Source organism: Sphingobium sp. TKS (genome assembly GCF_001563265.1).
GTDB lineage: Bacteria > Pseudomonadota > Alphaproteobacteria > Sphingomonadales > Sphingomonadaceae > Sphingobium.
In genome coordinates this window covers 2,486,740-2,498,971 of sequence record NZ_CP005083.1, presented here as the reverse complement: position 1 = coordinate 2,498,971, position 12,232 = coordinate 2,486,740, and the positions used below count along the sequence as shown (strand labels likewise).

The window sequence follows — 12,232 nt, the reverse complement described above, 5'->3', positions numbered from 1 at the left end:
TTTAGGACGGAGTGGCGTCGGTCTCAACGGGCGGAAGCGGCAAATTCTCCTGCGCGGACGGAAAGGCCGGCTTGTGCCGCGCCAGCAGCTCGGGCGGCAGGGTGATGAGCCGGGGCGCAGCGGTGTAGAGCAGCCCCGCCTCGATCCTGCGATCGGGGAAGATCACCTGCAACGCGGCGGCATAGGCCGCCATCTGCCGGACATGGGCCAACGGAACCTCCTCCACGACAAGCGGCGATATGCGGCCTGTCTTGAAATCGATCAGTTGCACCAGACCGTCGCTGATGCGCAGCCGGTCGACGGTTCCGGCGATCACCGCCTCGCCCACGACAGCGGCGATCGGCGCTTCGGCCAGCGCATCCGGTCCGAAAAGCCCGGCAAATTGCGGGTCTTCGATAACGCGCAACGTCTGCTTGATGACGTCATGCCGCCGCGCAGGATCGGCAAGACCCTGTTGCGCCAGCCATTTGTCGGCACGCAGGCGGCGGCTGTCGGGCGGCACATCGGCCAGCCGCTCGAACAGCCGATGCAACCAGCGGCCCCGCTCGGCCGCATCCCGCATCGCAGGGGTCGGCGGCGGATAGGGCACATCATCCTCCACAGCGGCAGACGGCGCCAAGGGACGCGGCGGCCGCGCTTCCGCTGGAGCGGGACGACGCAACCAGGATGGCTCGTTGTGAACCGCCTGATTTTCCGCGATGCCATGTTCCGCCGGTTTCGAGGGGAGAATCTCACTCCCGCGCCAACTGCGCCGCGCACCCCAGAGCGGATCGGCCTCCCATTCCGCCTCCAGCGAGATCAGCGCACCTTCGACAGCCGCATACCAGCTTTCGGGCTTGACCTCCCCCTTGGCCCTGGGTCCGAGCGATCCGGCGACGACCAACCTTTCTTCCGCTCGCGTCAGGGCGACATAGAGCAGGCGCCAATGCTCGGCGCGTTCGACGGCGCTCGCTTCCTCTGCCACCTGTCCGATCGCGCCCTGCCGTTCCGCCTTGCGCGGCGCGATGATCGGCAACCCGTTCCATTCGAGCGAATCCGCGCGATTACCCGCATCCGGATCAAGGCAGGCATCAGCAAGAATGACGATGGGCGCCTGCAAACCCTTGGCGCCATGCACCGTCAGCAGACGCAGCGAATCGCCCTGCGCGGCGGCATCGCGTACGATCTCCACCTCGCCCCGGTCGAACCAGTCGATGAAGCGCTGGAGCGAGGGATAATCGTCATTCTCGAAGGCGAGCGCGGCGTTCAGCAATTCCTCGATCGGATCGGCGGCTTCGGAGCCCAGGCGCTCGATCAGGCGGCGGCGGCCATCCATCGGGCCGGACAATATCGCCTCCAGATAGCGATAGGGGGTGGTGAAGTCCGCCTGCCCCAGCAACTGGCGCAAAGGCTCCAGCAGCGCAGCGTCCAGCGTCTGCGTCAGATGCTGCCACAGCCCGGCGCGCCGGTTGATGAGGCGGTCCATCAACGCGTCCTGCGTCCACCCGATCAGCGGCGAGACCAGCAGCGCGGCGAGGTTCAGATCATCCTCCGGCTGCACGGCAAAGCGCAGCGCCGCCAGCAGATCGCGCACCGCCAGCGGCGCGTTCAACCGCAGGCGGTCGATGCCCGCCACCGCGACCTTTTCCTCATAGAGCCGGGCCACGATCAGCCGCGCCAGTTCGCTGCGGCGGCGGACCAGGATCATGAAGTCGCCCGCCGTCACCGGGCGGCCCCGGCTTTCCAGCATCAGCCCGTCATCGATCCGCTGCCTGATCTGGCGCGCAATGGTTTGCGCCAGAACGCGCTCCTGATCGGCGGCCCAATCCTCTTCCCCCTCGGCCTCGTCGGACAGGCCCGCGACCACAGGCTTCCAGAGCAGCACTTCGCCGGGGAAGCGATTCGCGCTGATATGCCGGACTTCGCCCGGTTCCAGCCCGAAACGCTCGGCGCGCAGCGTCGCGATGGTGCGGTCGACCACATCCAGAACCGCGGGCGTCGAGCGGAAGCTGTGCTGAAGCGAGAGGTCGTAAAAAGGATGACTCGCATCCTCGGCATGGCGCTGGAAGACGATCTGCGCGGCCCGGAAAGATTCGGGGCTGGTGCCCTGAAAACCGAAGATCGCCTGCTTGAAATCGCCCACGGTGAAGATGGTGCGGACCTTGTCGCCCTTCGCCCCTTCGCCTGCGAAAAACTCCGCCGCCAGCGCGCCGACGATCTGCCACTGGCTGACATTGGTATCCTGCGCCTCGTCCACCAATATATGGTCGATGCGCTGATCAAGCTTGTAGCGTATCCAGTCGGCAATGCCGGGCTGGGACAGAAGTTGCGCGGTGTTGGCGATCAGGTCGTCGAAATCGACCGCGCCCGCAAGTTGCTTGGCCTGGGCATAGGCGCGGGCATAAACCCGCCCGGCGTGCAGAGCCTTGGCGAGCAAAGCGGCATAGGCGGCGCGGAGCCTGAGGCCCAACAGTTCGGCACAACGCTCATGGATGCGTGCAATGGCGTCCCCATAGCCATCCACCGGGGGCGCCCAGCCTTTGGCGGTAGAGATCAGTTCGCCATCGGCCTTCGCCCAGACGACATGGAGATCGGTGAGCGTGGCCGCCCGCGCCGCCGGATCGAGATTCCGCCAGCGCGCGATCCGGTCGCAGCGCTCCAGCGCCCGACCCGTGCCCCAATCCGCATTGGCCTGCGCGATCCATATCAGCGTGCGCATATCGAACAGGTCGTCCGCGCACTGTGTGGCTATATGAGCGTCGATATCGCCTTCGGGCAGTTCCAGTTCCCGCAGCAGCCAGGGCGCGATATCCTCCGGCAAGGCCTTGAGCGCGTCCAGCCGGGCCGCACAGCGCAGCAGGAAATTCTCCGCGCCTCCCTCGCCCATGCGCAGGCTGAGCGCCTGCAAAGCTTCGATCAGCGCATCGTCGCCCTGCTGTTGTGCGACCACCACCATGTCGGCCAGCGTTTGGCGCGCCAGTGTTGCCTGCTCGCGCTGATCGAGCGGCCGGAAACCGGGCGGCAAGTCGGCCTCCAGCGGAAAAGCGGTCAGCAATTGCTGACAAAAGCCGTGAATCGTCTGGATGCGCAGGCCGCCGCCAGTCGACTCCAGCACTTCGGCAAAAAGGCGGCGCGCCCGGTCGCGGGCTTCCGGGCCGGACTCCTCGCTCAAAGCCTCCAGATCGTGGAAGAGATCGCCTTCCTCCATCTGCACCCAGGCGGCGAGCCGGTCATGGATGCGATCGGCCATCTCCGCCGCGCCCGCCTTGGTAAAGGTCAGGCAGAGGATATTTTCCGGCCGCACCCCTTGCAGCAGCAGACGGAAAACGCGCGCGGTCAGCACATGGGTCTTGCCCGTGCCCGCCGATGCCGACAGCCACACATGGGCGTCGGGCGCGGCGGCCTGCGCCTGGGCGCCGGCCAGCGGTTGCAGAGCCTTGGCCTTTTTAGCCATCGTCGCGGCCATACCATTCCTCCAGCCGCATGAGCTGGTCATAATCGCCATAGTTCGCGACTTCGGGGTTCACCTGCGCATCGAAGGGCGCCGAACCGAGGAGGTAGGTGGCGGCAATATCCTCGAACTGCGCGTAGACTTGGGAGGTGAAGTCGGCGGTGATGATCTTGTCCCGCTTGCCCATCGGATCGACCGGGCTTTCCCGATAGCCAAAGGCGTCGCCCTTCTTGGCGAGCGACCAATATTCGAAGCTCCCCGCCACAGGCGCCGTGTGGGGACCGGGAAAGCCGTCATGCTCCGCGATCAGGCCCAGCAATCCGAGCTGAAGCGCATAGCCAGCCTTGACCTGCCGGGCGCTGGGGGGCTTGCCGGTCTTGTAGTCGACAATGCCGAGCTTCCCGTCCGGCAGCAGGTCGATGCGGTCGGCCTTGCCGGTGAGCGTGACCCCTGCAATGTCCGCACGGCCGTCAATCTCGACGGAAAGGATCTTGCGCCCAGCGGCGAGGTCGCTCGCCACCTCGGCGGCGATCCAACGGATCGCTTCGATCAGGCGCGGCTGCCAGAGCGCTTTCAGCAAGGGATGCACATTCGGCTGGTCGAACATCGCCCGCGCACGGGCTTCGAGATCGGCCAGGTCGCGGCTGCCCGCCTCTGCCCATTGCTGGAGGATTTCATGTACCGCCGTGCCGCGCCAGGCCGGCCCGGCATCGGCGTCCACCGGATCGAGCCGCGCCAGACGCAGGATGCGCTTGGCGTAAAAGGCGTAAGGGTCGGCCTTCAACCGATCGACATCGGTGACGGGAATGACTTTCGGGCGCACCGACAGCGGCGGCACCGGCGCGGGGCGGCTGGCGGGCCGGTGGTCCGCCGCATCATCGATCGCTTGCGCCAGCGCGGCATAGCGATCGGCGCTTTTCCATTGCGGCCCCGTCATGGCCTTCAGCCGCAGCCAGAAGCGCGAAGCGACCGCCGGGCCGCCCGATCCGCGCCGGGCCCGCGTGATAAGGATTTGCGGCGCACCCAAGGCACTCGCAAAATCATGGGCGGCAAGGCCGATCCGGCTTTCCAGTCCCGGCAGCCCGATTTCCCGCCGGATGCGGGGCGCCAGCCAGGGATCGGGCGCGGGCAAGCCCGGCCATGTACCCTCGTTAAGGCCGCTCAGGATCATCAGGTCCGTCTGCACCAACCGCGCTTCGATCAGGCCAAGGATGCTGATGCGAGGATGTCCCCCCTGCGGCGGGCGCACCGACAGCCCGCCCAGAAGATGGTCGAACAGGGCTGGCAGCGCACGTATGTCGGCCTGGCGCGGCCCTTCGCTAGCCGCCTCCTCCATCTCAGCGAAGAGGTCGGCGGCGGCATGGCCCTGATGCCCGGCCCAGACCGCATCGCGCGACAGGCGACCGGCATGTTCGCGAATGACCGCCAACTGCCCGGCCAGGTCCGGCGCGGCCAGAAAGGCTTGTTCCAACGGTTCGAGCAGGGTGCGGGCTTCCGCCCACCAATGCCGCGTGCGAGCGCGCAGCGTGCGCTGCCGATCTTCACCCTCGCGGTCGCCAAGCAGCAGGTCGAGACCGACGATCCCCGCCTGCGGCCTTGGCCCGCGCAGCAGCAGGTCGAGACCCCGCACGCCCTCCAGCCAGGCGAGCCGCCCCTCCCCGCGCATGACGAGCGGATGCTTGAGCAGGGTTAGCAACGCAACCGGCGCAAAGCGTTCCGCCAATGCTTCCGCCATGGCGATCAGCAAGGTTCCGGGCGGCAAGCGAGACAGCGGTTGCCCGGCGGAATCGTCGGCGTCGATGCCCCAGCGCTTGAGATGCGCGGACACGCGGGTCGCCAATTGCCGGTCCGGCGTCACCAGAGCGGCGGTGCGGCCCGGCGTCTCCACCGCTTCGCGCAGAGCAATGGCGATGGCCTGCGCCTCCTCGCCGGGTGTCGCGACCTCCAGCGCCTCCACCCCCGCGAGCGAGCGATCCGCCGTCTTGAGATCGCGCCAGCGGCTGGTTAGGCGCGGCGGCAGCATGGCGTTGGAAATATTGCGTCCCCGCACGGCGCGGGCGTCATGCTCGCTGCCCCAGCGCCAGAGCGCCACATCGTCACGCGTCGCGCTCATCCGGTCGAGCAGGCGCTTCAGGGCGTATTGGGGATGGGTTTCATGCCCCGCGGGCGCCCGGCCGGTCAGTGGATCGGCGTCAAAGGGACCGATAGCATCCCAGGCGTCGCCATCCATCTCCTGATCCAGACCGGCAAAGACTACAGCGCCCTTGGGCAGCAGCGCGATCCGCCGCAGCAGCGCGGCAATCGCCGGGGCCGTCGTGGACATGCCCGCGGCAATGACGAAGCCCTCGGGCGGCGCCTTCGCCCAGCGGGCGGACACACGATCCAGCAGCCGATTGCGGCGATCCGCCAGATCGATGCAACCGAGCCGCGCTAGTTCCTGCGGCCATTGCGCCAATAGGATGCCGAACAGCTTGAGCGAGGTCTGCCAATGCTGCGACAGTTCGTCGGACAAAGTGAGATCGGCCAGCGCGGTGACCGAAAGCCGCTCAACCTGTATCTGATCGAGGACCGTGCCCAGCGCCTGGGCGAGTTGCAATGCCTGCCCCGCGTCCACCGGGTGCGCCGATGCCTGCTGGACCATCCGCGCCAGGATCATCTGGCGGCGCATCGGCGCTATGGCGGGCGGCACAGCCTCGTCCTCGCCCAGCGGATCGAGCGCGCTGCCGACCTGTTCGCCCAGATCGGCATCACCCAATGCGACAAGGCGCGGCAATAGCAGCCCGCCGCCCGATTTCCGCACGAAAGCGTCGCTGACCGACCGGACGGCGCGATTATTGGGCAACAGGATCATGCCCTGCGCCAGCCGCATCGGATCGCCGCCATGCTGGGCGAGGAGGCCCGCGACCAGCGCATCGGAAAAGGCGCGGTGCGCCGGTATGTTGAACAGCGCCGGGCGGGTGCGGTCACCCATCGGCCAGCATCGTCTCCACGGCGGGGATGGCCTGCGGCGTGCCGACATCGAACCACAAGCCCTGGTGCGAGACGCCATAGAGGCGCCCCGCCTCTATCGCCCGATTCCAGAAGACATTGGTCGAAAAGACCTCCGACGGCGGATCGACAAGCAGGCTGGGCGACATGATCTGGACGCCGGTAAACACGAAGGGCGCGACATGGGCCGTCTTGCGCCGGGTCAGCCGGCCGTTCGCGTCCATATGAAAATCGCCCGGCCCCTTATGGCAATTGGCGCGGGCCAGCGGGACCAGCAGCAGCAGGGCGTCCATGCGCTCCGGATCCCAGATCTTCCGCATCATGCCCAGCGTTTCCTGTGGGCCGTCGATCCACAGATTGTCGCTGTTGGCGCAGAAAAAGGGCGCATCGCCAAGCTGCTCCCTGGCATGGATCAACCCGCCGCCGGTCTCCAGCAGCTTCCGGCGTTCGTCGGAAATCGCCACCTGCATGCCGTTGCAATGCGCATGCAGATGCGCCTCGACCGTGTCGGCCAGATAGTGGACATTGACCACCAGCTTCCTGATGCCACCCGCCGCCAGCCGATCCAGCGCATGGTCCATCAGCGGCTTGCCCGCCACCTTGACCAGCGGCTTGGGGCGGGTCGCGGTCAAAGGGCGCATGCGCTTGCCCAATCCTGCGGCCATCAGCATCGCGGTATCGATCATGCGGGGGTGAAATCCTGTAACGCGTGATGACGCTTGTCGGCAGGAATATTGGCCGCGAACCAAGCCGCCACGGGCGCCAGCGCGGGATGGGCGAGGTCGCGCTCCAGCAAATCCCACATGCGCGGCAGATAGGACAGATAGCGCGGTTTGCCGTCGCGCTTCCACAAACGGGTGAAGATACCGATGATCTTCGCATTGCGCTGCGCGCCCAGCACAGCATAGGCGGCGTCGAAATCCGCTGGCGGATTGGCGATGGCGCGATAATGGTCGAGCATCGCCGCCTCCAGCGCGGGAGGCACGTCGCGCCGCGCATCCTGGAGCAACGAAACGAGGTCATAGGCCGGGTGCCCGGCCAGCGCGTCCTGAAAATCGAGCAGACCCAGCCCATGGGAAGCCGCCCGGTCGATCAGCATGATATTTTCCGCGTGATAATCGCGCAGCACCGTGACGACCGGGCTGGCCGATTGCTCGACGATCGGCAGGACCGCGTCCCAAGCCTCGGCATAGGCATCCTCATCCACCGGCAGACCAATGGCAGGACAATAATATTCGGTCAGAAGGCCGGCTTCGCGCTGATAGACTGCGCGGTCATAGGGCGGAACATCGGCGGGCGGCAGACGATGCAGGGCAGCCAGCAAATCGACGGCGCGGCTATACACATCCCATTCCGCGTCGGGCACGTCCTCGACATGCTCCTTGACGCGCAGATCACCGAAATCCTCGATCAGAACCAGCCCTTCTTCCAGATCGCGGGCCAATATCTGTGGCGCGGCAAAACCGTTCGCCGTCAGATGCTCTGCAATGGCGATAAAGGGGCGCGGGTCTTCATGGGGTGGCGGCGCGTCCATCAGCACCGCCCGGCGCGCACCGTCGATCACGCGGAAATAGCGGCGGAAAGACGCATCGCCAGCCAGCGGCACGATGGCGGCATGCTCCCACCCCGCTTGCGCGAGGAAAGCGGGAGCGGCGGCGGGCGGGATCATATCTGTGACCATCGCTCCGTCCAAGCGTCCGGCGCGCGCGCTGTCAAGCGCCGAGCGCCATCGAGTTCGATGCCGATGTGGAACCGCAAGGCTTCGGGCCAGGCGCCCTCTCCCAGCCGGTCGGGCCATTCGACGATCAGCAGGCTGTCCATCAGATACTCGTCCAGCGCCAGTTCCTCCGCTTCCTCGGGCCTGTCGAGCCGGTAGAGGTCGACATGAGCAACGGGCAGGCGGACTTCGGGAATGTCATAGGGCTGGACGATGGCGAAGCTGGGACTAGGCGCTTCTTCCTCCAGCCCCAGCCCTTCCAATATGCCTCGGGCCAACGTCGTCTTGCCTGCGCCAAGTCCGCCTTCCAGCGCGATCACGTCACCTATGCGGACAAGCGCGGCCAGACGATGCCCGAATGCCAGCATCTCGCCCTCCCCCGCCAGGATGATTTCGTTCTCAGTCACGGGGCAGCTCGATCACGACCATGGTGCCCTGCCCCGGTTCCGACACCAGTTGAAGCGTCCCGCCATGCGCCTGCGCCAATTGCCTGGCGAGCGGCAGGCCGATCCCCGCCTTGCCGCCGTTGCGCGCCTGCTCGGTCCGGGAGGAAGCGTCGAAGATGGTCCCCTGCCGCTTGGCGCTGATGCCCGGACCATTATCCGACACGACAAGACGCGCATTGTCCGCCGTGCCGTCGCCATGCAGCAGAACGCGGCCGCCCCGGCTGCAATAGCGCACCGCATTTTCCAGCAGATGATCCAGCGCCTGCCCGATCCGGCGCTTGTCGCCCTGCACCGTGCCCAGGCTGGACTGGAGCGACATGGCAAGGTCGATCCCCTTGGCGGTGGCGTCGCCCTTGATCCGCGCCACGGCGTCGCGGGCTTCCACCGCCAGGTCCACCGGCGCTTTTTCTATGGGCAGCATCCCCGCCTCGCCCTGCGTCAAATCCAGAACATTGTCGATCAGCATGGAGAGCCGGTTGGTGCTCTGCAGGATGCCGTCGACATATTCCCTGGCGGACGTGCTGAGCTCTCCCGCATAACCCGCGCTCATCATTTCCGCGAAACCGGCGATGGTGGTGAGCGGCGTGCGCAACTCATAGCTCATATTGGTGACGAAGGCGGTCTTCACCTTATCCGCCTGCTCCAGCGCGTCGTTGCGGTCGCGCAGCACCTGTTCCACGCGGCGGCTGTCGGTGACGTCGAGCATGGTGAACAGCGCATTGCCGTCGGGCAGCGGGATCGCTGCGAATTCGAAGATGCGCCCATCCGCGAAGCCGACATGACCGACGCGCTGCTTGCGTTCCACCGTGGCGGCCCGCACCAGTTCGCGAACGAGATTCGCCTGCTGCGGCTTGGCCAGGCGCGATTGGACCGCTCGCATCAGTTCGTCGATGCGCGGATGCTTCGCCAGCAAATCCTCGGACACGTCCCAGATCGAGCGGAAACGGCTGTTCCAAAGGTGCAGGCGCCCATCGGAGGAAAATACGCCGATCGATTCGAACAGATTGTCGAATGTCGCCGTGCGGACGCGGAGCAGCGTATCGCGCGCGCTCGACAACTGGACTTGCTCGGTCCGATCCTCGAAGATCAGCAACAGCCCGCCATCGGGCAAAGGCTGCCCATAGACGCGCAAATGGGTGCCGTCGGCCAGCAGCCAATTTTCCTCGCGGGGATCGGGCGAGAGGAACCAGTCGCGCCTTTCCGCGCGCCACGCCGGGAAATCCCGGTTTTCGGGCAGTCGCCGCGCTTCGCGCATCTGGTCCAGCACCCGCTCGAAGGGCGGATTGTCCGCCAGCCACTCCTGGTCAAGCCCGAACAGGCTCATGAAGGGCTGGTTCCAGAAGCGCAATGCCCGGTCGGACCCAAAGCGCGCCACGCCGGCGGACAGGCGGTCCAGCAAGTCCCGCTGCGCCGCCTCCAACCGCCGATGTTCGACGCGGGACTGTTCCAGCTCATTCTGGTCCATCGCGAAACCGGCCACGCCCGCCGTCCCGAGCGGGACGTCGACGACGCGCATGGTCCGCCTCTCGCCGTCGATCGTGGCGGGCACCATGCGCTCGACGGGCGTACCGTCGGCAAGCGTCTGAGCAGCGGCGGCTTGCGGTGTGAGGCCGCCGACCGTCTCGACCAGTTCGGTGCCATGGGCAATGACTTCGCGGGCGCTTTCGCCGTCCACCGCCCGGACATAGGCGGTGTTGACGAGGCTGAGCCGCATGTCCGCCGTGCGATGCCACATCGGGAAGGGCGCCGCCTCCACCAGTCCCGCCAGTGCTTCCAGCGCCTCGCGGAGCTGTTCGACCTTGCCCTTCAGCGTCTGGATTTCCGACTGGCTGTCGGTCGCGTCGAAAATCCAGAGCACGACCCCGCCGCTTTCGGCCAATACCGGCCCCGCGGGCGCGCCCCGCACCAGCAACAGGCGGGACGAATCGACGCCCCGCACCGGCAGCGCGAAGCTGCGGCCCGCGCGCTGGGCGGCGGCGATTTCCTGCGCCAATGCGGCGGCGTCATCGGCTTCCAGGCCGCCGTCGGGTGCGGTCAATTCGGACACGAAGGTCGGCACCCGATCCTTGCCAAGCCATTTGGCAAGCCGGTCGGCCGCTTCCAGCCGGCCATCGGGGTGGATGACGATGGGGGCGGCCGGTGCGGAGGCAAGCAGAACCGACAGCCGATCCAGCTTGCCCTGAGCCTGCATGCCTTCGCGACGCCGGCGCTGGCCGCTGGACAGCGCCCAGATCGCCGCGCCCAGCCATGCGGCCAGCACGACGCCGAGAATCACGGCGGCAAGTGGGGTCAACGTCATTACGCCCTACTTCACCCTCATCGCGAAAAATTGCCCCCGTGCATGATCTTGAGGGGACTAACCCAAGTCAGATGCAGCGTGAAGCGCTGAGATGGAAAGAATTATATGCGGGGCGACGGCGTCGCCGGCCTTTTGGATGAGCTTGGGTGATTGTCTGGCCGCGAAACCCGGAGCGGCAATGGGTAAGATGGCCCTTATTTCCGTCATCTCAGCGAAAGCTGGGATCTCTTGAGGCCAGGTCGTGCGTTATCGCTCGAGATTCCATCTTTCGCAGGGATGACGATATTATCAAACGTCCACTTTGGGTCGAAATCCGACAGAGCACTACTCAGCCCTGCGGCATACCAGCCAAGCTATGCCATCTTCACTGCCGATGTTTGAGAGCTTCGTGGTGAGGATATGTCCGAGCATTTTCTTGCCCGGGAATTGGTGGAGCCTAGCGGGATCGAACCGCTGACCTCCTGCATGCCATGCAGGCGCTCTCCCAGCTGAGCTAAGGCCCCATCGTTGCGCGGCATCATACCGCATCCCAATGGATCGAACCATGTCCGGCTTCGCGCCGTCGGCCCGGATGTCTGGACGCCCGTCGTTTGCATTGGGGAGCGTTGATCGAGGTCGTTTGCAACCTCACCACACCCCTCGCTTACGCCCGGGAGTTTTTCGGGAAAATGCCCCGCGGACATTTTCTTTATCCGAAAAACTGGTGGAGCCTAGCGGGATCGAACCGCTGACCTCCTGCATGCCATGCAGGCGCTCTCCCAGCTGAGCTAAGGCCCCGTTTTCCAGTGTCGGCGCCGTTTGGGTCCGGCGCCTGCGAGGTCGCTGCCATTAGGTGGCAGCTTCCTCCTTGGCAAGCATAAAATTCACTTAATTGTCGTCGTCGCCATCATCGGCGGCGGCATCGACGCCCAGGTCGTCGTCACCACCCAGATCGACATCATTATCCGGCGAATCACCGTCATCATCAACGTCCAGATCCAGGTCCAGATCGTCATCAGCCGTCTCGATTTCGCCATCGGCGGTTTCGATGACCTTCTTGGGCGCTTCCTCATAAGGCAGCGGCTGTTTCGACTTCAGCACCGGTTCCGGTTCCCAGGCCGTGCCGCAGTTGATGCAGGTGACCGGGTCATCCTTACCCAGGTCGTAGAAGCGCGTGGCGCATTTCGGGCAGGTACGCTTCGTGCCCCATTCAGCCTTGACCATGTCCGGCCTTGTCCTTCTTGCGAGTGCTCAAAATGGATATTACGCGGCACGACTGGGTCGCCCGCGAAGAGACGGCGCCTTGCCATAGCCAAACCGCGCTGTCAAAAGCCGGGCGCAATTTTTCAGTTCCTTCCAGACGGATTGACCCG

General features: G+C 65.8%; 7 protein-coding genes and 2 tRNA genes. All 9 read right to left on the bottom strand.

Features of this window, described 5'->3' with window-relative positions; translation table 11 throughout:
* Position 1: 1 nt before the first annotated feature.
* Positions 2-3,445 carry a double-strand break repair helicase AddA gene (gene addA / locus K426_RS12475; RefSeq protein ID WP_066557529.1) on the bottom strand — a complete coding sequence of 1,148 codons (3,444 nt, stop codon included), beginning with the start codon at positions 3,443-3,445 and terminating at the stop codon, positions 2-4.
* A complete protein-coding gene (gene addB, locus K426_RS12470) occupies positions 3,426-6,401 on the bottom strand; it encodes a double-strand break repair protein AddB (RefSeq protein WP_066557523.1) in 2,976 nt (991 codons plus the stop codon). The genes addA and addB overlap by 20 nt, the downstream gene beginning before the upstream one ends.
* Positions 6,394-7,104, bottom strand: coding sequence for a nucleotidyltransferase family protein (locus K426_RS12465; protein WP_066557515.1), 711 nt, complete (start codon positions 7,102-7,104; stop codon positions 6,394-6,396). The genes addB and K426_RS12465 overlap by 8 nt, the downstream gene beginning before the upstream one ends.
* On the bottom strand, positions 7,101-8,087 hold the full coding sequence (locus K426_RS12460) for an aminoglycoside phosphotransferase family protein (RefSeq protein WP_066557512.1): 987 nt from the start codon (positions 8,085-8,087) through the stop codon (positions 7,101-7,103). Before K426_RS12460 ends, K426_RS12465 begins: the two co-directional genes overlap by 4 nt.
* Positions 8,084-8,542 carry a tRNA (adenosine(37)-N6)-threonylcarbamoyltransferase complex ATPase subunit type 1 TsaE gene (tsaE, locus tag K426_RS12455; protein WP_066557509.1) on the bottom strand — a complete coding sequence of 153 codons (459 nt, stop codon included), beginning with the start codon at positions 8,540-8,542 and terminating at the stop codon, positions 8,084-8,086. Before tsaE ends, K426_RS12460 begins: the two co-directional genes overlap by 4 nt.
* Positions 8,535-10,880, bottom strand: coding sequence for a sensor histidine kinase (locus tag K426_RS12450; RefSeq protein WP_066557507.1), 2,346 nt, complete (start codon positions 10,878-10,880; stop codon positions 8,535-8,537). Before K426_RS12450 ends, tsaE begins: the two co-directional genes overlap by 8 nt.
* Before the next feature lie 427 nt (positions 10,881-11,307).
* Positions 11,308-11,383: transfer RNA gene (locus tag K426_RS12445), tRNA-Ala, on the bottom strand.
* 198 nt (positions 11,384-11,581) lie between these two features.
* Positions 11,582-11,657 (bottom strand) — tRNA-Ala (locus K426_RS12440).
* Positions 11,658-11,747: 90 nt separating this feature from the next.
* On the bottom strand, positions 11,748-12,083 hold the full coding sequence (locus K426_RS12435; protein WP_066557504.1) for a TIGR02300 family protein: 336 nt from the start codon (positions 12,081-12,083) through the stop codon (positions 11,748-11,750).
* Positions 12,084-12,232 lie beyond the last annotated feature (149 nt).

Excerpts from the sequence above, each read along its gene's own strand:
- K426_RS12450 (WP_066557507.1), bottom strand. The coding sequence starts at position 10,880 with ATGACGTTGACCCCACTTGCCGCCGTGATTCTCGGCGTCGTGCTGGCC.
- K426_RS12460 (WP_066557512.1), bottom strand. The coding sequence starts at position 8,087 with ATGATCCCGCCCGCCGCCGCTCCCGCTTTCCTCGCGCAAGCGGGGTGG.
- addB (WP_066557523.1), bottom strand. The coding sequence starts at position 6,401 with ATGGGTGACCGCACCCGCCCGGCGCTGTTCAACATACCGGCGCACCGC.
- K426_RS12435 (WP_066557504.1), bottom strand. The coding sequence starts at position 12,083 with ATGGTCAAGGCTGAATGGGGCACGAAGCGTACCTGCCCGAAATGCGCC.
- addA (WP_066557529.1), bottom strand. The coding sequence starts at position 3,445 with ATGGCCGCGACGATGGCTAAAAAGGCCAAGGCTCTGCAACCGCTGGCC.
- K426_RS12465 (WP_066557515.1), bottom strand. The coding sequence starts at position 7,104 with ATGATCGATACCGCGATGCTGATGGCCGCAGGATTGGGCAAGCGCATG.